This window comes from Polynucleobacter sp. MG-27-Goln-C1 (assembly GCF_018881905.1).
GTDB lineage: Bacteria > Pseudomonadota > Gammaproteobacteria > Burkholderiales > Burkholderiaceae > Polynucleobacter.
The window spans coordinates 575,200-595,353 of sequence record NZ_JACVPM010000001.1 but is presented as its reverse complement, the minus strand read 5'-3'; the positions used below and the strand labels follow the sequence as shown (position 1 = coordinate 595,353).

At 46.6% G+C, this 20,154-nt stretch carries 22 protein-coding genes and 1 tRNA gene; 15 read left to right on the top strand and 8 right to left on the bottom strand.

Going from position 1 to position 20,154, the window contains the following annotated elements; genetic code table 11:
• Nucleotides 1–5 precede the first annotated feature (5 nt).
• From ICN14_RS03060 to bamC, 5 genes are all read left to right on the top strand, one after another.
• Nucleotides 6–854 (top strand): 3',5'-nucleoside bisphosphate phosphatase, encoded by an 849-nt coding sequence (locus tag ICN14_RS03060; RefSeq protein WP_216224701.1) that lies wholly within the window; start codon nt 6–8, stop codon nt 852–854.
• A gap of 57 nt (nt 855–911) precedes the next feature.
• Entirely contained in the window at nt 912–2,114 is a 1,203-nt protein-coding gene (locus tag ICN14_RS03055; RefSeq protein ID WP_216224699.1) for a tryptophan--tRNA ligase, read from the top strand.
• 18 nt (nt 2,115–2,132) lie between these two features.
• Nucleotides 2,133–2,687 carry a bifunctional 2-polyprenyl-6-hydroxyphenol methylase/3-demethylubiquinol 3-O-methyltransferase UbiG gene (locus ICN14_RS03050; RefSeq protein WP_216225012.1) on the top strand — a complete coding sequence of 185 codons (555 nt, stop codon included), beginning with the start codon at nt 2,133–2,135 and terminating at the stop codon, nt 2,685–2,687.
• 76 nt (nt 2,688–2,763) lie between these two features.
• On the top strand, nt 2,764–3,636 hold the full coding sequence (gene dapA, locus ICN14_RS03045; protein WP_216225011.1) for a 4-hydroxy-tetrahydrodipicolinate synthase: 873 nt from the start codon (nt 2,764–2,766) through the stop codon (nt 3,634–3,636).
• Nucleotides 3,633–4,781 carry an outer membrane protein assembly factor BamC gene (bamC, locus tag ICN14_RS03040; RefSeq protein WP_216224697.1) on the top strand — a complete coding sequence of 383 codons (1,149 nt, stop codon included), beginning with the start codon at nt 3,633–3,635 and terminating at the stop codon, nt 4,779–4,781. Before dapA ends, bamC begins: the two co-directional genes overlap by 4 nt.
• Before the next feature lie 71 nt (nt 4,782–4,852).
• On the opposite strand, the gene ICN14_RS03035 is transcribed toward bamC, so the two are convergent.
• Nucleotides 4,853–5,026 carry a hypothetical protein gene (locus tag ICN14_RS03035; RefSeq protein ID WP_216224695.1) on the bottom strand — a complete coding sequence of 58 codons (174 nt, stop codon included), beginning with the start codon at nt 5,024–5,026 and terminating at the stop codon, nt 4,853–4,855.
• A gap of 115 nt (nt 5,027–5,141) precedes the next feature.
• Nucleotides 5,142–6,368: a cupin domain-containing protein gene (locus tag ICN14_RS03030; protein ID WP_216224693.1), complete on the bottom strand. Its 1,227-nt coding sequence runs from the start codon at nt 6,366–6,368 to the stop codon at nt 5,142–5,144.
• A gap of 44 nt (nt 6,369–6,412) precedes the next feature.
• Here ICN14_RS03030 and ICN14_RS03025 point away from each other — a divergent pair, with 44 nt between their 5' ends.
• A complete protein-coding gene (locus ICN14_RS03025) occupies nt 6,413–7,003 on the top strand; it encodes a peptidylprolyl isomerase (protein ID WP_216224691.1) in 591 nt (196 codons plus the stop codon).
• A gap of 7 nt (nt 7,004–7,010) precedes the next feature.
• Here the strand turns inward: ICN14_RS03025 and cysE are convergent, their stop codons facing one another.
• Nucleotides 7,011–7,778 carry a serine O-acetyltransferase gene (cysE, locus tag ICN14_RS03020; RefSeq protein ID WP_216224689.1) on the bottom strand — a complete coding sequence of 256 codons (768 nt, stop codon included), beginning with the start codon at nt 7,776–7,778 and terminating at the stop codon, nt 7,011–7,013.
• A 29-nt stretch (nt 7,779–7,807) separates the two neighbouring features.
• Nucleotides 7,808–8,557, bottom strand: a complete 750-nt coding sequence (locus ICN14_RS03015) for an RNA methyltransferase (RefSeq protein ID WP_216224687.1) — start codon at nt 8,555–8,557, stop codon at nt 7,808–7,810.
• A 130-nt stretch (nt 8,558–8,687) separates the two neighbouring features.
• Here ICN14_RS03015 and ICN14_RS03010 point away from each other — a divergent pair, with 130 nt between their 5' ends.
• Complete coding sequence (locus ICN14_RS03010; RefSeq protein ID WP_216181614.1) at nt 8,688–9,476, top strand: inositol monophosphatase family protein; 789 nt, start codon at nt 8,688–8,690, stop codon at nt 9,474–9,476.
• 13 nt (nt 9,477–9,489) lie between these two features.
• On the opposite strand, the gene ICN14_RS03005 is transcribed toward ICN14_RS03010, so the two are convergent.
• Genes ICN14_RS03005 through ICN14_RS02995 form a run of 3 tightly spaced genes read right to left on the bottom strand, consistent with a single transcriptional unit; the run spans nt 9,490 to nt 11,654 of the window.
• The gene (locus ICN14_RS03005) at nt 9,490–10,278 is read right to left on the bottom strand and encodes a UDP-2,3-diacylglucosamine diphosphatase (RefSeq protein ID WP_216224686.1); all 789 of its coding nucleotides are present in this window, start codon (nt 10,276–10,278) and stop codon (nt 9,490–9,492) included.
• Nucleotides 10,275–10,778, bottom strand: coding sequence for a peptidylprolyl isomerase (locus ICN14_RS03000; protein ID WP_216224685.1), 504 nt, complete (start codon nt 10,776–10,778; stop codon nt 10,275–10,277). Before ICN14_RS03000 ends, ICN14_RS03005 begins: the two co-directional genes overlap by 4 nt.
• A gap of 45 nt (nt 10,779–10,823) precedes the next feature.
• Complete coding sequence (locus ICN14_RS02995; RefSeq protein ID WP_255535934.1) at nt 10,824–11,654, bottom strand: tetratricopeptide repeat protein; 831 nt, start codon at nt 11,652–11,654, stop codon at nt 10,824–10,826.
• Nucleotides 11,655–11,741: 87 nt separating this feature from the next.
• Here ICN14_RS02995 and cysS point away from each other — a divergent pair, with 87 nt between their 5' ends.
• The 6 genes from cysS to ICN14_RS02965 all read left to right on the top strand — a co-directional run bounded on the left by cysS (nt 11,742) and on the right by ICN14_RS02965 (nt 17,635).
• Nucleotides 11,742–13,163: a cysteine--tRNA ligase gene (gene cysS, locus ICN14_RS02990; protein WP_216225010.1), complete on the top strand. Its 1,422-nt coding sequence runs from the start codon at nt 11,742–11,744 to the stop codon at nt 13,161–13,163.
• 28 nt (nt 13,164–13,191) lie between these two features.
• A complete protein-coding gene (locus ICN14_RS02985; RefSeq protein WP_216224683.1) occupies nt 13,192–13,848 on the top strand; it encodes a DNA-3-methyladenine glycosylase in 657 nt (218 codons plus the stop codon).
• Between the two features lie 9 nt (nt 13,849–13,857).
• Nucleotides 13,858–14,829 carry an acetyl-CoA carboxylase carboxyltransferase subunit alpha gene (locus tag ICN14_RS02980; protein ID WP_216224682.1) on the top strand — a complete coding sequence of 324 codons (972 nt, stop codon included), beginning with the start codon at nt 13,858–13,860 and terminating at the stop codon, nt 14,827–14,829.
• Nucleotides 14,795–16,120 (top strand): tRNA lysidine(34) synthetase TilS, encoded by a 1,326-nt coding sequence (tilS, locus tag ICN14_RS02975; RefSeq protein ID WP_216224681.1) that lies wholly within the window; start codon nt 14,795–14,797, stop codon nt 16,118–16,120. Before ICN14_RS02980 ends, tilS begins: the two co-directional genes overlap by 35 nt.
• Before the next feature lie 79 nt (nt 16,121–16,199).
• Nucleotides 16,200–17,450, top strand: coding sequence for an aspartate kinase (locus tag ICN14_RS02970; RefSeq protein WP_216181578.1), 1,251 nt, complete (start codon nt 16,200–16,202; stop codon nt 17,448–17,450).
• 90 nt (nt 17,451–17,540) lie between these two features.
• Nucleotides 17,541–17,635, top strand: a tRNA-Ser gene (locus tag ICN14_RS02965).
• Nucleotides 17,636–17,707: 72 nt separating this feature from the next.
• Here ICN14_RS02965 and ICN14_RS02960 read toward each other — a convergent pair.
• Nucleotides 17,708–19,015, bottom strand: coding sequence for an amidase (locus ICN14_RS02960; protein ID WP_216224679.1), 1,308 nt, complete (start codon nt 19,013–19,015; stop codon nt 17,708–17,710).
• Between the two features lie 328 nt (nt 19,016–19,343).
• On the opposite strand from ICN14_RS02960, the gene ICN14_RS02955 reads away from it, so the two are divergent.
• Entirely contained in the window at nt 19,344–19,640 is a 297-nt protein-coding gene (locus ICN14_RS02955) for a hypothetical protein (protein WP_216224678.1), read from the top strand.
• Between the two features lie 52 nt (nt 19,641–19,692).
• Nucleotides 19,693–20,133, top strand: coding sequence for a Smr/MutS family protein (locus ICN14_RS02950; protein ID WP_216224676.1), 441 nt, complete (start codon nt 19,693–19,695; stop codon nt 20,131–20,133).
• The last annotated feature ends 21 nt before the right edge of the window (nt 20,134–20,154 follow it).

The following is a 20,154-nucleotide window of genomic DNA, read 5'->3' as shown; positions in this document are numbered from 1 at the left end:
GGGTCATGACCAGTAATTCCAGCCTAAACGCAGATTTACACTGCCATTCCGTTGTTTCCGATGGAACCTTAACGCCTGAGCAGTTGGCTGAGCGCGCCTATGCAAATGGTGTCCGTTTGTGGGCTTTAACTGATCACGATGAATTGGGTGGCCAGGAGAGAGCTCAAGCTGCTGCAAATTCACTTGGTATGGACTATCTTCCTGGAGTTGAGATTTCAGTAACCTGGATGGGGCAGACTATTCATATTGTTGGCTTAGGCATTGATGCTGCACATTTAGGAATTCTAGAAGGCTTACGACTCACTCGCGAAGGTCGGGGTAATCGCGCTAAGCAGATGGCAGAGCAATTATTAAAAGCTGGTATCCCCGGCGCATACGAAGGCGCATTGCATTTCGCTGGTAATCATGAGCTGATTTCTCGAACACACTTCGCACGATTTTTAGTTGAACAGGGCGTCTGCCGCGATACCAATCAAGTATTCAAGAATTACTTGGTCGAGGACAAGCCGGGCTATGTACCGCATCTCTGGGCGACACTAGATGATGCTGTTGCTTGGATCAAGGCAGCCGGTGGCGTCGCTGTAATTGCACATCCAGGACGTTATAAGCTCAGCGCTATGCAGATGGATGAACTCTACAAGCACTTCAAAGAGATCGGCGGCATGGCCATTGAGGTGATTACTGGAAGCCATAGTCCGAATCAATATCAAACCTATGGCAAGATTGCGCAGCATTATGGATTTTTGGCTTCTCGAGGCTCTGATTTCCATGATCCCGAAGAGAGTTATATTGATCTGGGCACATTGCCTCATTTGCCAGACCACTTAACCCCGGTATGGTCGTTATTTCACTAACTGATTTCTCCTATTTGCTTAACTAGTTTTAATTACCCTTAAAGAATAAAGATCAAGATGTTTGCAGAACGCGTTCTCTCTGGCATGCGACCAACAGGTAGCTTGCACCTCGGCCATTACCATGGTGTTTTAAAGAATTGGGTTCGCTTGCAGTCTGAGTATCCATGCTACTTTTTTGTAGCAGACTGGCATGCCTTAACTACCCACTATGAAACCCCGGATGTGATTGAGCAGTCTGTATGGGATATGGTGATTGACTGGTTGGCTTGTGGTGTTGATCCAAACCAAGCTACTTTATTCATTCAGAGCAAAGTGCCCGAGCATGCAGAGCTATTTTTATTGCTGTCTATGGGTACACCTTTGGGTTGGTTGGAGCGTGTGCCAACGTATAAAGATCAAATCGAAAAACTCAAAGAAAAAGATTTACAGACCTATGGTTTCTTGGGCTATCCCTTGCTACAGGCTGCCGATATTTTGATGTATCGCGCACAATTTGTACCGGTAGGTGAAGACCAAGTTCCTCACGTAGAGATGACGCGTGAAGTGGCACGCCGCTTTAACTATCTTTATGGTCGTGAGCCTGGCTTTGAAGAGAAGGCATTAGAGGCGGTTAAAAAATTAGGTAGTAAGCGCGCGAAGATGTACGCTGAATTGCGTGTTGCATTTCAGGAGCGGGGCGATGATGAGGCTTTAGAGCAAGCTAAGGCTTTGCTGCAAGAGGCGCAAAGTCTCTCGATGGCTGACCGTGAAAGACTGTTTGGTTTCTTAGAGGGTGCCCGCAAAATTATTCTGCCTGAGCCACAAGCCTTACTGACAACTGCATCACGTATGCCTGGTATTGATGGGCAGAAAATGTCTAAGTCTTATGGGAACATGATTGGCATTCGTGAAAATCCTGAGGATGTCATCAAGAAGATCAGAACAATGCCTACCGATCCTGCGCGAGTACGCAGAACCGATCCTGGCGATCCTGCACGCTGTCCTGTATGGCAGTTACATACCGTGTATTCGAATGAAGATACTAAGACTTGGGTTCAAAAAGAATGCCAGTCTGCAGGTATCGGCTGCTTAGAGTGCAAGCAGCCTGTAATTGATGCCATTCTTGCAGAGCAGCAGCCAATGTTTGAGCGAGCCCAAAAGTACCTAGATGATCCCAGCTTATTGCGGTCCATCATTGCAGATGGTAGCGATAAGGCGCGTAAGGTTGCTCAAGAAACTATGCGTGAGGTCCGAGAGTCTATGGGCTTAGCGTACGACTAAGGCCACTTTTTGAAATCAATGCATGATGCGATTGCAGAAGCTTCTCCCTGGGTGAGGCGTTTTGCTTCAGTCATTCCAGCAGGGGGAATAGTTCTGGATTTAGCTTCTGGCTCTGGCAGGCATTCCGCTTTATTGGCGTCGCTAGGACACACTGTTTTGGCTGTCGACCGAGATATTTCTGCCCTAGAGCCCCTGAAAAATGTCCACATTCAAACTCAAGAGCTCGATCTTGAGGGCTCTGATTGGCCCTTGCTAGGAAAGCAATTTTCGGGAATTGTGGTCACAAATTACCTTTACCGCCCATTTTTGGATGAATTACCCAAGATGCTCTGCGAGGACGGCGTCTTTATTTATGAAACCTTTGCGGATGGGAATGCCCAATTTGGTAAGCCTTCCAACCCCAATTTCTTACTAAAACCAGGCGAATTACTTGCTTTAGCAGAGCGATCAGGCCTGAAAGTGATTGCCTACGAGGATATTTACCTCGACCAACCTAAACCAGCCATGGTTCAGCGGATTTGTGCCGTAAAAGGCCATTTAAAAGGGTGCATTCCGTTACAATTTGGTGGTTAACATTCAGATAATTCAGACACATTCAGTGACTAATACAACACAATCCAAAGCTATTAAAAAGCCTATCGCAGGCAGTATGCCTGCCATTGTGACGCCAATGTTCGAGGATGGAAGTCTAGATTTTCCTGCCCTACGTTCATTATTAGATTGGCATGTTACCGAGGGTTCAGATGGCATCGTCATTGTTGGTACGAGCGGTGAATCCCCTACGGTGTCTGTTGAAGAACATTGCGAGCTTATTAAGACGACTGTCGATCACATAGCTGGACGCATTCCAGTGATTGCTGGCACAGGTGGAAATTCAACCACAGAAGCAATTGAGTTAACTCAGTTTGCTAAATCCGTTGGTGCCGATGCAAGCCTCCAGGTTGTTCCTTATTACAACAAGCCAACCCAAGAGGGCATGTATGCCCACTTCAAGAAAATTGCTGAATCAGTTGACTTACCTGTGATTCTGTACAACGTTCCAGGTAGAACGGTTGCGGATCTGGCTGGCGAAACTACTGTGCGCCTAGCGGGTGTCCCCGGCATTATTGGTATTAAAGATGCTACCGGCAGCATTGAGCGTGGCACTCTGTTGTTGGCTGATCTCAAGCGCGCTGGCCATCAAGATTTCTCTGTCTTCTCAGGTGATGATCTTAGTGCTGCAATGCTCATGCTCATGGGTGGTAAAGGCAATATTTCTGTAACTGCAAATATCGCTCCACGTTTGATGCATGAACTATGTCAGGCCGCGATGTCTGATGATGTAGTGAAGACACGTACGATTCAATATCAACTACTGGCTGTTCATAAAGCCATGTTTACTGAGGCAAATCCAATTCCTGTGAAATGGGCTCTGCATGAAATGGGCAAAGTCACAGCTGGAATTCGTTTACCTTTAACCCCTTTGAGTGTTGCTTTGCGCGAACCTTTGAAGACTGCAATGAAACAGGCTGGCTTACTATGATGAATTTGATGCAAATCCTGCGCCAACATTGCGCAACTCTACTGATGATTTCCTTAGCAAGCGCTTCTTTGCTTGGCTGTAAATCTGTCGCAACTAACGACACTGTAGATTACAAGTCTGCTGGTGCAGTACGTGGTCCGAATTTGTCCTACCCACCAGACCTCATCACTGCTCAGGCTGATCGCCGCTATATCGTTCAGGATGGCTCTGCCACTATGTCCGAATACAACGCTGCAGTTAAGAAGTCTGTGCAAACCCGCAAAAATGTGATGACTGGTATTCCAGGTATGCGTATCGCTCGCGATGGTGAGCGCCGTTGGTTGGTGGTAGAAAAGCCAGCTCCAGAACTCTATCCGCAAATTAAAGATTTTTGGCAGGAAAACGGCTTCTTGTTAGTTATCGACTCACCGTCAACTGGCATCATGGAAACTGATTGGGCCGAGAATCGCGCCAAGATTTCTCAGGACTTTATTCGCAACCTCGTTGGTGGTGCCTTAGATTCAATCTACGACACTGGAGAGCGCGATAGGTACAGGACTCGTCTTGAGGTAAGTAAGCCTGGTGAAACTGAGGTTTACATTACACAACGGGGAGCCATTGAAAAATGTACAACAGATGCTACTGGTAACTGTATTTCCACCATCTGGACTGCGCGGCCGAATGATCCTGAGCTTGAAGCAGCATTCCTTGCTCGCTTGATGGAGCGCTTAGGTATGACGCAAGAAATGGCTAAAGCCCAAGTAGCGGCACCACTAGGCCCTAAGACGCCGAAAGCGAAGCTGGTTCAAGAGGGTGTTAATAGTGCCCATATTGAAATGGCTGCAGGCTTTGATCGAGCATGGCGCGACACAGGTCTTGCCTTGGATCGCTCCAACTTTACTGTTGAAGATCGTAATCGTGTTAACGGTGTTTACTATGTTCGTTACGTTAATCCTAAAGACTTGGGTGACACCAAAGGATTCTTCTCCAATTTATTTAGCAGCAAGGATGACTCTAGTTTGAAGGCTAAGAAGTATCTTGTAGTGATTAAATCCACCGGGGATAATTCTTCAAGTATTTATGTTCAAGATGCTGACGGTAAGCCAGAAAATACTGCGGCTGGATTACAGCTTCTCACTCTACTTACGGAGCAGATGTCTCGATAGTCGATTAGTTTTAAAAACAATAGACAATAAAAAAGCCGCTTTTCAGCGGCTTTTTTTCTTCAAGAAGAATATTACTTCTTAGCGTCAGCAGCTGGTGCAGCTGGAGCAGCAGCAGGAGCATCAGCAGCAGGAGCAGCAGCAGCAGGAGCAGCGGGAGCAGCTTCTACAGGTTTTGCTTCTTCTTTTTTACCGCAAGCGGCCAAAGCGATTGCCAACATTGCTACGAGTGCGAGTGACTTCTTCATTTGTAATTTCCTCTTAAAAAATTATCATTAATAACCGGTTATTAATACTTAGAATGTACAGGGTTACCCCTTAGGTACTTTCCAGCAAACATTATAGCCATGTCCCAATCCGGAATTAAAAAACCAACCACCCAGCCAAAAATGCTTCAAAAAGGCTGTTATTTGCCTCAATTTTGCCTATAGAGCCCTTAAATTCCTTCTTGGCAGCAAGTGCGCGCCAGGCCTTTTTTATCGCGCTAGCTTGCCCTGTAGTCACATCTTCGCCGTTGCAATATACCGTTGCGCCTAAGGTCAGGAGCCTTGTTTGAGGGTGCGGCTTCACAGCTTGCTTGGCAAGCTCAACCCCAAATTCTTCGGACGAAAGATAATGCGCGTTTCCATCAAAAAAAGCCTGGGGCTTTGGTTCGCTGAGATAGGCTGCAATTCCGGGGAGGAAGCTCTCTATGCGGTCCAACTTTAAGCTGTTTAATTTTTGCGTTACTTGTTTAATGAGCTCTTCAGGTAGTTGCTCAGCCTGCGAAGTTGCCGTTTGCTTGGGGTCGGCAAAGCGCTTTTCAAGCTCTGGAATATCTTCAAGGGATTCTGCTAAACGCCATAAACCCTCCTGCAATATTTCTTTGTAGCTTTGTGCTCTAAATCCAACCGACCAGGTTTGGCAGCCTGCATCTAAGGCAATACCATCATGGGCAATGTGTGGTGGCAGATAAAGCATATCGCCTGGCTCTAAAACCCAATCTTGTTCTACTTGAAAGCGTTTCAAAATCTTTAATGGAAGATCTGGGTTCAGGCTTAAATCCTTTTGCTCTGAAATGCGCCAACGCCTCCGTCCCGACATCTGAATTAAAAAGACGTCATAGGAATCGAAGTGTGGGCCAACGCCACCACCAGGACCAGCAATGCTAATCATTAAATCATCTAAGCGTGCATCTGGAATAAACCGAAACCAAGAAAGAATTTTTGCTGCGGCAGGGTGGCGTGCTTCCATTCCCTGAAGTAGGAGGGTCCAGTCTGGTGTGTCAAGCGAAGGGATCGATTTCTTTTTAAATGGTCCATCTGTAAAGGCCCAAGGCTTTGCTTTGATTAATCTCGATTCAACCGCATCATTGCTTGATATTTTGAATAAGTCTTCAGCAGATATTGCACTCTCCAGTGGCTCGCCCATGCGCTTGGCAATTTCAAAGGCAGGGATAGCACCGCGGACTAAAAGCGGCTTCTTATGCCAATAGGATTTCATGAACTGCTGAGGGCTATTGCCCCCCAGAAGAGCCCATGGGCGATCTAGTGGAAGGTTTTGGGGTGCCTGTGGCGGATCGTAGGGCTTGCTCAAGTAAAATGCAGTCATATAAGTAAAAAGCTGTTTAAAACACAATGTTGAATGAATTACGCATGAAGATCGAAAAAAATACCGTTGTATCCCTGCGCTACAAATTAACCGATGCGCAAAACAATATTATCGAGGAACCAGATTCTCCGATGGTATACCTGCATGGCGGATATGAGGGTACTTTTCCCAAGATTGAAACCTTATTGGATGGTCAGGATGTAGGCTATGAAGCCAGTATTCAGCTGGAGCCAAGTGAGGCCTTTGGTGAGTACGATCCCGAGTTATTAAAGATTGAGCCACGCGCACGCTTTCCTGAGCCTTTGGAAGTGGGCATGCAGTTCGAGGGCGTTCCTGACGCTGAAGATGAGGGCGATGCTGCTGATGTAGATGATGAACCTCTCATTTATACCGTTACCGATGTTGCTGACAGCCAAGTCGTTTTAGATGGGAATCATCCACTTGCTGGTATGGCACTCCGATTCTGGGTTCAGGTAGAAGACATTCGCGCTGCTACTGATGAAGAGATTGAGAATCGTCATCCCGAGGGTGGCGAAGCATTTGCATTTGGAATGCCTGCTGATTCCGATGATGGTGATGATGAATTTACAGGAGATATTTCTAATCCTGGCAGCTCATCACCAACCCTACATTAGAACTAGGCTATTCTTTAAGCCATTCTTTTAAGGCGCCCAGGTCACGCTTGGTATCGCTTGATTCGCCGGAATCCGATGCTGGTGTATTACTCAATTTTGCTAAAGCCTTTTCCAGTAGGACAATTTTGGCCTCTTGCTCAAGCGTGGCATCAATCAAGCCTTTCAATGCCATAGACACTGGGTCATCTACATTTGGTGTTACACCATAAGCAGAGAAGTATTCTTTAGTCTTGCTGTCTGGCGTACTTGCCTGCGGTAAATCTGGGTGCAAGATGCGCGCTGGAATCCCTACTGCAGTTGCTCCAGCAGGAATTTCTTTGAGTACTACGGCATTGGATCCAACACGTGCACCATCGCCTACGGCAAAGCCTCCGAGCACTTTAGCGCCTGCGCTGATAACAACACCTTTACCTAGAGTAGGGTGACGCTTCACACCTTTGTATAACGAAGTTCCACCCAGAGTGACGCCTTGATAAATGGTGCAATCATCACCAATTTCTGTAGTCTCACCAATAACGATGCCTAGACCATGATCTAGAAATACCCGACGACCGATCTTTGCGCCAGGATGAATTTCAATACCGGTAATAAAGCGAGCTAGCATCGACAGCAGTCGTGCGATCCACTTCAGACCTAAGTTCCAAAGACCATGGGATGCTCGATGAATCCATACGGCATGCAACCCTGGATAGCAGGTAATGACCTCTAAGCGATTTCTGGCAGCAGGGTCACGAACAATGATGGAGTCGACTTGGTCGAAAAGCGAATTAAACATAATGCGATTTTAACGGGTAAAGGCTGAATTTATTTTCTCAAGAGCATCTGCTTGGCAATCCCACGCAGAAGATCGATTTCTTCTTTTTGGAGGCGAGTTCTGGCAAAGAGGGCTTGCAAACGAGGCATGAGCTTCTTGGGATTGGCGGGGTCAAGATAGCCAATGGCCTCGAGCCCTTCACGCCAGTGCTCCAGCATGGCTGCTACAGCTGCTGGATCCGCATAATCTACCTGCTCTACATTCGAGCCTGTTGGGCCAAGAACGGCATCCTCGTTTAAGGATTCTCTGAGGGTGAACGCGCAGACCATCATGGCCTGAGCGAGGTTTAACGAGGGGTAGAGTGGGTTTGCATCAAGCCACACCCGATGAGTGCAAAGCGACAGGTGATGATTATCTAGGCCGGTCCGTTCAGGGCCAAACAAGAGTGCAACCCGCTGATTGCCGGCGATAGCAGCCTGAATCAAGGGGCGGGCGTCTTGCCAATTCATGGCTGGTGGCCCGAATTCACGATCACGACTAGTTAAGCCTAGGACTAGGGCGCAGTCTTGAACGGCGGACTCGAGGGAGGGGGATTCCTGGCTAGATTCCAGAATATCCCCGGCACCGCTTGCTAAAGCAATAGCCTCGGGTGTTTGCGCAACCCCCGGAATCTTCGGTGAAATCAGGCGCAGATCACTAAACCCCATGGTTTTGAGTGCGCGGGCAGCCGAGCCCACATTTCCGGGGTGGCTGGTCTCAACTAGAACCCAGCGTAATAACTGTGCCTGAGCGGTATTCATATTGAAAAGATTTCTTTAGGGGCTTGGGAGTTCAAGGGGGCAATCGTTTAGAATCATCGTGTTAGCTCCTTATTGTCATGCAGTTTGCAATCTGGTGAGCTTGTTCTTATTTAATTTGTCCATCAATACTATGCATCCCATGTTAAATGTGGCCGTTAAGGCTGCCCGTCGTGCCGGAACCGTGATTAATAGAGCTTCTCTGAATTTAGAGCGACTCCAGGTTGACCGCAAACAACATAATGACTTTGTAACCGAGGTGGACAGACAGGCTGAAGCGGCGATTATTGAAACGCTCAGCGAGGCTTACCCAACTCACGGCTTTTTGGCTGAAGAGACTGGTGCCCAAAATGCAGATGCTGAAAATGTATGGATCATTGATCCATTGGATGGCACAACGAACTTCATTCATGGTTTTCCGCAATATGCGGTTTCAATTGCCTTGGCTGTGAATGGTGTAACTCAGCAGGCGGTGGTCTATGACCCAACTCGTGATGAACTCTTTACTGCTACTCGCGGTGCAGGTGCATATTTAGATCGCCGGCGTTTGCGCGTTGCCACTCAAGATCGTTTGGCTAATTCCTTGCTTGGCACTGGTTTCCCATATCGCGAAGATCAAGACTTAGAAAAGTATTTAAAAATCTTTGGTGACATGTCGCGTCAATGTGCTGGTCTTCGTCGCCCTGGCGCTGCATCACTTGATTTAGCGTATGTTGCAGCTGGTCGTTACGATGGATTTTTTGAGAGCGATCTCAAGCCATGGGATATGGCCGCAGGTGCTTTATTGATTACTGAGGCTGGTGGTTTAATTGGTAATTACCGCGGTGAAGAAGGCTTCTTGCAAAGCGGTGAAGTAATGTGTGCAAACCCACGCATCTTTGCTCAGATGGTGCAGTGTCTGTCTAAATATTCCACCTGTTAATTAGGCGGCGATATTAATTTTTAATGAGATCGGCGTAACGAACGCCATCTTGATTAATGAGCAGCGCACTTGCGCGCGGTCGTCCGCTTTCAGGGTGATCTAAATCCCAGTCTGATAAGACCCAGCGTTGCCATTCTTGATCTTGTAGGTGCTCTTGATGGTGCTTGGGCAGATGGGTATGTCCATGAATCAATTGATTGCCAGCTTGATCTCTCAGGACGGCAGCACAGGCTGCTAAGGTGACATTTGTTTTTGCTTGTGCGCCATCAGCAGAATATTTCATGGCGCGTTGGTACTGAACGCCACTATTACTTCGCAGGTGGTTTGCAATTGTGCGACGCCAAGCTAAGGGCAATCTTAGGAATAATTTTTGGATCCAGGTTTTACGAACCCATCCTCGAAAAACTTGATAGCCAATATCTGCCGTACACAGCGAGTCACCATGGCAGAGAACATAGTCCGAGCCGGCAATATTGATTTTGCTCGGATCGGTTAACAGAGTCATACCTGTCTTGCTTAAGAAATGCTTTCCAATCAAAAAGTCTCGATTACCGTGAAGGTAATAAGTTTTTACTTTGGTGGAGAGTGTTGCGAGCGCATGCTTCACTTCTTGCTGGAATGGGGAGTGCAGGGCTGCATCATCTCCAACCCAGTACTCAAATAAATCTCCTAAGATAAATACTGCCTCTACCTTAGGAGCATCTTTTTCGCAAAAATCAAAGAAGCGTTGCGCCGTCAAGGGCATTGACGGCGTGAGATGCAAATCCGAAATGAGCAGCGCGCTCGCGTATTGCGGAATCATTCCTCGAGAACGCTTGCCTTTTCAATCACGACATCTTCTGCAGGAACGTCTTGGTGAAAGCCAGTATTACCAGTTTTCACTTTACGAATTGCATCGACCACATCAAGACCGTCAGTGACTTTGCCAAAAACAGCATAACCCCAGCCTTGAGCATTCGGAGCGGTGTGGTTTAAGAAGTCATTGTCATTCACGTTAATGAAAAATTGGGCAGTTGCGGAGTGTGGATCGCTAGTGCGAGCCATCGCTACTGTGCCACGTTCGTTCTTGAGGCCGTTGTTTGCTTCGTTCTCAATTTTGGCGCCGGAAGATTTTTCTTTAAGGCCAGCAGTCATGCCACCGCCCTGAATCATGAAGTTATCGATCACGCGGTGAAAGATAGTGCCATCGTAGTGGCCGCTTTTCACGTACTGTAAAAAATTGGCAACGGTCTTTGGTGCCTTTACAGCATCCAATGAGAGGGTGATGTCACCCTTATTTGTTTTGAGTAGAACTTTAGTCATGATGAATTAACTTTCTAGTGAGTTAGTAGGTAAAAAAGTAAAAAATTATTTTGAATTACTTGCTTCTGGAGTATTTTTTTCCAGGGGAGCGGGCTTCATTGCTGGAGCAGTATTCTTTTTTGGAGGTTTCAGTATTTCCATTAATGCTTTTGCACGATTGGTGTACTGGCGTTGATTCAGAACAGCATCTTTCGCCGCATTGTCGTAGGCCTGTGCAGCAAGACGAATATAGACTTCACCTAAGTTGGCCGAGGCAACTGTATAGCTCGGGCGCAATTTCAAGGCGAGCTCTAGATAGTCTCTTGCTTCAATCCAATTGCCTTGATTTGCCGCTAATGCGGCTAAGTTGTTATAGGGCTCAGGCAGCTCTGGAAATTGCTGGGTTATTTCTACCAAAGTCTTCTTGGCGGCTTCCCACTGGCGCATTTCAATTTGCATGCGTGCTTTTATGTATCGGAGCTGCACGTTGCCTGGAGTTTTCTTGAGTTGTTTATTAATCTGATCGATTGCTTCAGGATATTTCTTGGCCTTAATAAGCTTTTCGATATCTGACGGGACGCCATTTTTGGTGACTGGATCCGGTTCAATAATCAAAAAGGACAGAAATGGAACTGCCACAGAGTCTGAGAGCTCCGCGTTAAATTGATCGTACCCAGCGTCATTGCCAGCAAGTCTTGGAGGGTCATTGGGACCATAAGAGCCAAGATAGGGCGCTTGAGTGCCTTGAGCACTCGTAGAAGCACTATTCAGGGCCTTGATTTCGGCATCTGCAAGCTGTTGCCCAGGCGTGCTGCAGCCCGCAAGTAGTAAAAAGGTAAAAAAAGTGCTCAAGCCACCCAAATGGGCTGGACGTAGTGAAAAAAGGTTAGCTGGCATAGGGGGTGGGGTGAAAAACTGGCTCATTCGATATACTCAGCGCTCAGTCTAACAAATTGGCGCTACTTGCCCACCTTTATAGCCTCTATGCTGCAAATCTATAACACTCTTAGTCGTTCTAAACAGGCCTTTAAACCCATCGAACCGGGCAAGGTGAAGATGTATGTCTGTGGAATGACGGTCTATGACTTTTGTCATATTGGCCACGCCAGGGTGATGATTGTGTTTGATATGGTGGTGCGCTGGTTACGAGCCAGTGGCTATGAGGTTGTTTACGTCCGCAATATCACCGATATTGACGACAAGATCATCAATCGGGCGGTTGAGAATGGTGAGCCTATTTCCGCTCTGACGCAGCGTTTTATCGATGCAATGCATGCTGACTCAGATGAGTTGGGTTTAACGCACCCTGATCATGAGCCCCGCGCAACGGATTACATAGGGCAAATGCAGGGAATTATTGGCCGTTTAATTGAAAAAGAATTGGCCTATCAAGGCGAAGATGGTGATGTGAATTTCGCTGTTCGCTTGTTTCCAGAATATGGTCGCCTTTCCGGTAAATCTTTGGATGAACTGAATGCAGGCGAGCGGGTCGCCGTTGGCGGTGGCAAACGTGATCCATTGGATTTTGTTTTATGGAAAAGTGCAAAAGCAGAGGAGCCTGCCGATACGCGTTGGAAATCTCCTTGGGGTGAAGGTCGCCCTGGATGGCATATCGAATGCTCTGCTATGTCATGTGATTTGCTAGGTGAGCATTTTGATATTCATGGTGGCGGCGCTGATTTGCAATTTCCGCATCACGAGAATGAGATTGCTCAGAGTGAAGGGGCTCTATATGGCCAAGATCACAAAGCCAGTGATCAACCGTTTGTAAATTATTGGATGCATAACGGACATATTCGGGTCAATGAAGAAAAGATGTCCAAATCATTGGGCAATTTTTTCTTAATCCGTGATGTGCTTAAAAACTTTGATCCCGAGGTTCTGCGTTTCTTTATGTTGCGCGCACACTATCGCAGCCCTATTAACTATAGTGATGCGCAACTCGAGGAAGCTCGCTCTGGCTTAGTTCGTCTATATACGGCCTTGGCTCATATCTCTTTGAGCGATAAGGCTGTAGATCCCCATTCACCATGGGCTAAGCGCTTTGCCGATGCCATGAATGATGATTTCAATACGCCTGAGGCTATTGCGGCACTCTTTGATTTGGCGAGTGAGGTTAATCGTACCCAGGGCGATGAGAAGGCGCAATTAGCAAATACTCTCAAAGGGCTGGCGGGAACACTCAATTTCTTGCAGCGTGACCCAACAGTATTTTTGCAAGAGGGATCTCGAGGCGGCGATACTGGTTTATCTGCCGCTGCGATTGAAGAGCAGATTGCAGCACGAGTTGCTGCAAAGCAAGCCAAAGATTTTGCTAAAGCAGATTTAATTCGTAAAACATTATTAGAGCAGGGCGTAGTATTAGAAGATAAACCCGGCGGCCTGACTGAATGGCGCAGAAGTTAATTAAAGAGTTAATTGAAGATTATTTATTTTGAGTAAAGCTGTAGAACAGGTCATCACTGAAGAAGTTGCCCCCGATTATTGGGAGCAAGCTTGTGCTGAGTTAATGAAGCATGACCGCATTCTAAAAAAATTGATTCCTAAATATGACTCAGTTTTTTTGAGAACGCGTGGTGATGTATTTACTACCCTCGCAAGGGCAATTGTTGGTCAACAAATTTCCGTAGCTGCAGCCCAGTCTGTTTGGAATCGTGTTTTATTGGCTTCTAAAAATAAAGTTACCCCTAAAAATATCCTTGCCTTAAGTATTGAAGAATTACGCGCAGCCGGCCTATCGGGCCGTAAGGTGGAATACATTCGCGACCTAGCTGAACATTTCGATTCTGGTCGTTTACATGCCAATCAGTGGAAAGGCATGGAAGATGAGGCCATCATTAAAGAATTGTGTGATATTCGGGGAATTGGGCGCTGGACAGCCGAAATGTTCCTCATTTTCAATATGGTGAGGCCCAATATTCTCCCTTTGGACGATGCGGGTCTGATTAAGGCTATTTCCCTCAATTACTTCAGCGGAGAGCCTGTCAGTAGGCATGAGGCGCGTGAAGTTGCTGCAAATTGGGCCCCTTGGCGCACTGTAGCTACCTGGTATATGTGGAGAAGTCTCGACCCCGCTCCCGTTGAATATTAAAATCAAGCTATGAAAACGACTTTCCTGGATTTTGAGCAGTCAATCGCTGAACTAGAGTCAAAGATTGAAGAGCTGCAATTTGTGCAAGATGAATCATCAGTAGATATCTCTGATGAGATCAAAACGCTTACCGAAAAAAGTCAGCAGCTGACTAAAGACATTTATGCCAACTTAAGCCCTTGGCAAGTTTCACAAGTAGCGCGTCATCCACAACGTCCTTACACCCTGGATTACGTGAGCGCATTGTTTACGGATTTTCATGAGCTTCATGGTGATCGTAATTTTGCGGATGATCAATCCATCATTACTGGCTTAGCCCGTTTTGAGAATCAGCCTTGTATGGTTATTGGCCATCAAAAGGGTCGAGATACCAAAGAGCGTGCTTTAAGAAACTTTGGTATGAGTCGCCCAGAGGGTTACCGTAAAGCAAAGCGCGTTATGCGCTTGGCCGAAAAATTTAAATTACCAGTGTTTACTTTTGTTGATACTCCAGGTGCATTCCCCGGCATCGATGCAGAAGAGCGTAATCAGTCTGAAGCGATTGGTCACAATCTCTATGTTCAGGCTGAATTAGAAGTTCCAATCATCGCCACCATTATTGGTGAGGGTGGTTCTGGTGGTGCACTAGCCATTGCCATGGGCGATGTGGTGTTGATGTTACAAAACTCAACCTACTCTGTGATTTCACCAGAAGGCTGCGCATCTATTCTTTGGAAGACGGCTGACAAAGCACCGGAAGCTGCAGAACAATTGGGTTTGACTGCGCAACGTTTAAAGGCGCTTGGCTTGATCGATAAGATCGTCGCTGAACCAACTGGCGGTGCACATCGTGATTACGAGACCATGATGAACAGCATGCGGAAAGCTTTGGTTGAGTCACTCAAGACCTTCGATGGTATGAAAGTAGATGCGCTTCTTGAGCGTCGTCATGAACGCTTAATGAGCTATGGTAAGTTCAAGGAAATCGAAGCCAAGCCTTAAGGCAAAACCCAAAGCAACCAAACGTATTGGACTCGCCTTAAGTGGTGGGCTTGATTCGGTTGTGTTGCTTGATACTGTTTGCAAAGCGGTTCAAGCAAATTCAGCTAAAGAGCCAACCGAGGTTTGGGTTTTTCATATTCACCATGGTTTGCAAAAGCCGGCTGACCAGTGGTTAGAGTTTTGCGAGAAGCTAGCCAAAAAATATCGGGTGCATTTTGACTTCCGTCTATTGCATTTTGCAGATCAATCTCAAGGCAATATCGAAGCTAGGGCAAGGGCAGAGCGCTATGACGCTTTAACTGACTTATGTATTGAGCATGGCATTCAAGATCTACTGCTGGCGCATCACCAAAATGATCAGGCGGAAACTGTGCTCTTGCAACTCTTGCGAGGGTCTGGTTTAGCGGGTCTCTCTGGAATGCCATTCAATCGTGCCAATACAAAAGATGTCAGCGCAAAAGATGCCAACACCATTACTCTCTGGCGTCCGCTCTTAAATCAAAGTAAGGCCGATCTAGAAGCCTACGCCAAAGAACATAAACTGAAGTGGGTTGAAGATCCGAGCAATCAAAATACGCGCTATCGTCGTAACGCTATTCGTAAAGAAATTATTCCAAGGCTAGAAAAAATTCAGCCTGGTGCAATTGCTAACTTGGCTCGCAGTGCTGATTTGCTAGCCCAATCGCAAGTTCTGCTAGATCGTTTGGCCAGGCAAGATGGAAAAGGAATTCTAGAGGGTAAGAGCCTGAAGCTAAAACCGCTTTTGGCATTCTCAAATGCTGATAGACCGGCTGCCAATAATTTGCTGCGCTATTGGCTCAAGTTAAATGATCTAGCCATGCCTTCTCAAGAACGACTTGAATCTTGGTGGAAGGATCTGAACGCCGTCAAATCAGGTTCAAGCTTAGAGTGGCAGCATGATGAGGTGAGCATTTATTTGTGGCGTAGTACTTTGCAAGTAGCCAAGCCCAAAGTCGGGCAGTGGGTGTTTCAGGATGTTCCCGCAAGAGGTAAGTCGCTTGGGCTCCCTGCGGATTGGGTTACTCAAGCCCAAGCAGAAGGCCGCGTTGAGGAAAGACTGCGTCAGGGGGCGGAAAAGATTCAAATCAAGCCCAATGCCCCGCGTAAGACGCTCAAGAACCTTTTCCAGGAGTCTGATACGCCGCCTTGGGAGCGGCAGGCGCCACTGCTTTATATCAACGATCAGCTTGTGGCTGTAGCAGGGGTGGGGGTGAGTTACCCGCATTTAGTGTCTACTGGCAGGCGAGTCCTGCCTGCATGGCTTGAGTAGCCATAAAACCCTGTAAAATAAGCCCCTTTTAGACCCTAGGGAATTACATTCCCTGTAAATAGACAATACAACGGTTTTTATGGCTCTTATCGTTCATAAGTATGGTGGCACCTCAATGGGCTCGGTGGAGCGCATTCAGAATGTCGCTAAACGCGTTGCCAAGTGGATGCGTGCAGGTCACCAGGTAGTAGTGGTGCCTTCAGCTATGTCTGGCGAAACCAATCGCTTGCTTGGTTTGGCAAAAGATATCAATCCCAATGCAAATCCACGCGAACTGGATCAAATCGCCTCAACAGGCGAGCAAGTGAGTTCTGGCTTATTGGCCTTGGCCTTGCTACGCGAAGGTGTAGATGCAGTTAGCTATGCTGGTTGGCAAGTCACAGTTCACACGGATTCTTCTTTTACTAAAGCACGCATCAAGAGTATTGATGACAAGAAAATTCTTGCGGATCTCAATGCAGGTCGTGCTGTAGTGGTGACTGGTTTCCAAGGCGTAGACCCTAACGGCAACATCACCACTCTAGGTCGCGGCGGCTCTGATACATCGGCTGTTGCAATGGCTGCAGCCCTGAAGGCAGATGAGTGCTTGATCTATACCGACGTCGATGGTGTCTATACAACTGACCCCCGCGTTTGCGAAGATGCACGTCGCTTAGACAAAATTACTTTTGAAGAAATGCTAGAGATGGCAAGTTTGGGTTCAAAGGTATTACAGATTCGTTCGGTTGAGTTTGCAGGTAAGTACAAAGTTAAAACCCGTGTTCTGTCATCACTGACAGATCCGTTGATGCCCCTTGATCAAGAGATGAAGTCGGGCACCTTGATTACATTTGAAGAGGACAGCACTATGGAAGCCGCAGTTATTTCCGGCATCGCCTTTGCGCGTGATGAAGCAAAAATTACCGTTCTGGGCGTTCCTGATCGCCCAGGTATCGCTTATCAAATTTTGGGCCCCATTGCGGATGCCAATATTGATGTGGATATCATTATTCAGAACCAATCGTTTGAAGGTAAGACAGACTTCACTTTTACAGTTCCACGCGCCGATTATCAAAAGGCCTTGGACTTGCTCAAGAACAATGTTCAAGCCCATATCGAAGCTAAAGAAATCACTGGTGATCCAAAGGTTTCTAAAGTGTCCGTGGTTGGCGTTGGTATGCGTTCCCACGTTGGCGTTGCTAGCAAAATGTTCCGCACATTATCGGAAGAGGGCATCAATATTTTGATGATCTCTACTAGTGAAATTAAGATTTCTGTTGTGATTGATGAGAAATACATGGAGCTGGCTGTTCGTGCTCTCCATAAGGCTTTTGAGCTCGATCAGAAGTAAAAATACGCTGTAAACGCTTCAAAACCGCTGTAAAAACCTGCAGTCGACGGAATCCGTTAAACTGTGGGTCGTTGTAAAGGCATCAAGCAGGGAGACGTGGCCGAGCTGGTCGAAGGCACTCCCCTGCTAAGGGAGCATCGGGGCTAAAACTCTGATCGGAGGTTCGAATCCTCTCGTCTCCGCCAAAATCCTTGTGATTTAACTGCTTGAGCCGCTACGACAAATAACTAAGCCCCTTAACCGGGGCTTTTTTATTTCTAACTTTCGGCTTTGAAGCATTCCTCAGCAAATTGAGCCATGTTGAGTAGCTTTTCATCTTCCATGTAATTGCCAACGAGTTGAATACCAAGTGGAAGTCCATTACTTGATTTGCCGAGTGGAAGTGCAATTGCTGGATTTCCTATAAAACTCCATAAAGAGCAGAAGATTGGATTTCCAGTAAAACCAAGTCCTTTAGGCGCCTCTCCTGTTGCGGGCGAACTCAAAATGACATCAAAGCGTTGAAAGTATTCATCTATAGAAAGCCGCAATGTCTTTTGAAGATTTCTTGCTGCAATGTAATCCTCTTCAGGTAAGGCGTTACCTTTTGCTACAAGCTCCTTTATATCGGCTCCCACTAGCTCCGGAAATTTCTTCAAATGTCCCTCATGAATTACCGCGGCTTCATAGGCCATTAAAACGGCCAAAGCCTCTATTGCATCCCAGAACATTTGGGGGAGTGTGATTTCTTCGATATGCGCGCCTGATTTCTCCAATAAGCTTGCGGCATATTGCACAGTCTTAATCTGCTCTTGGCTCAATAAGTCATCAAAGGGTGTTTTTAGAACGCCAATTCGAGGTTTAGGATTGCTTAGAGCTTCGCTCAAAGGTTTAGCTAAGAGTTCGTGAATAACAATAGCATCTGCTTCATCGGCGGTGGTGTTCCGAAGCAAATTAAATGCATATTTAGCGTCAGCAACTGACCTGGTAAAAAATCCAATGTGGTCTAGAGAGTCGGCGACTGGATGAACACCTTTTCTTGGTACGGATCCAAAGCTGGCCTTATAACCAACCACGCCACAAAATGCTGCCGGCCTAATAATCGATCCAGCAGTTTGCGATCCTAAGCCTAGGGGGACAATCCCGCTGGCTACCGCCGCAGCAGAACCACTGGAAGATCCTCCTGGAGTATGGGTGCTATTCCAAGGGTTCGTTGTTGGTCCAGCGTTACGCCAAGCAAATTCAGTAGTGACGCTTTTGCCAAAGATAACTCCACCTAATGCACGAATTTTTTTGACTATTTCAGCATCTTCACTAGGGGTGAAGTCTTTATATATAGGCGAGCCATTAGCCGTTACAAAGTCTTTTGTGGCAATGATGTCTTTTACGGCCACAGGGATACCCATTAAGGGACCGGACCCTGACTGTTTCTGAAGTTCTTCTAATGGCGCTCTTACTGTAAACGCCTTCAGCACAGGCTCTAGTTTATCTGCCCGAGCTACACATTGGGCTAAATAGTCATCAACCTTGAGCTGCTTCTTTTGGATTTGTTCGTATGCCTGCAATAGATCTAGGGCTGGTTTCATATGTCTCCCGGCATTTATTTGTAGTTGTACTGCCACTTTATCACCGTCGATGGTCTATTTCACAAGCCTTTGAGGCTTTAAAAAAATAATTAAATAAACTTCACAACTTCACAACTTCTGTAGTATAGTAGTGGCAAAGGAGGGTAAATGAGAAGAGCGATACCAAAAACACATCAAGCTTTAGATTGGATAGGGAAGGGAATGACCGCAGCTCAAGCCGCTAGGAAGATGGAAATTTCAGAATCTAGCGTCTACGCCGCCTTAAGAAAAACAAAAGCAAAAGATTCAGGTTGTTGTCCAACATGTGGTCACAAATTAAGGAAATAAGATGAAAAAAACTCTATTGGCTGTTGCCTCAATCTCCGTAGCTGCATTTGCATATGCAAATACCTCATCTGATTCTTCTGAATTAGTGAGCCAGCAGTGCAAGATCTCAGCTGAAGCAGTTTCAACATTAAAAAGTTTGCGCTATGGCAATACATCGATTCGTAAGGATGTAGCCGGCCTGATTAACTTAAATCTCAAAGTTCAGGAAAATAAAGATGCGGCGCAGATGACCTTAAACCGTATGGTTGACGATCAAGTGATTACAACATCAGCTTTGGAAGCAAAGTACTGCTCTTAATGCTGTGTGAATGGGGTGAATGGGTTTTCCCAGTCATTAATAGAGGTGTGTGATGACCCATTCATTTGAATGTCCAGAGTGTGGCAACCCCAGAGGGATGCTTGGAGAATGTCGTCAATGTGGAAGTGAAGAACTTCCTATCCCGCATAGCGATACGATGGTATTGAATTTGAAGTTCGATAGTCCAAGTGCTGAAGAGGCTTTGGATCGCTTAACCGTTGCTTTACGCCGCGCATCAGAAGTGGGCATTAAGGCAATGATCTTGATCCATGGCTATGGCGCAAGCGGTGAGGGTGGAAGAATTAAGTGGGCAGTACATGATGCCCTCGAAAATAACTATTTTTCAGACCGGGTCGATGAATACCATTTTGGCGAACAAACCGCCTTTGGTAGCGAGGCTTACCATGCGCTTTTACGAAGAAGGCCTGGCCTCAAAGCCTATCTTAAGCACTTCAAAGAAGGTAATGCTGGAATGACAGTATTAATACTGTGATTCCTCAGTGGAATTGCTTAG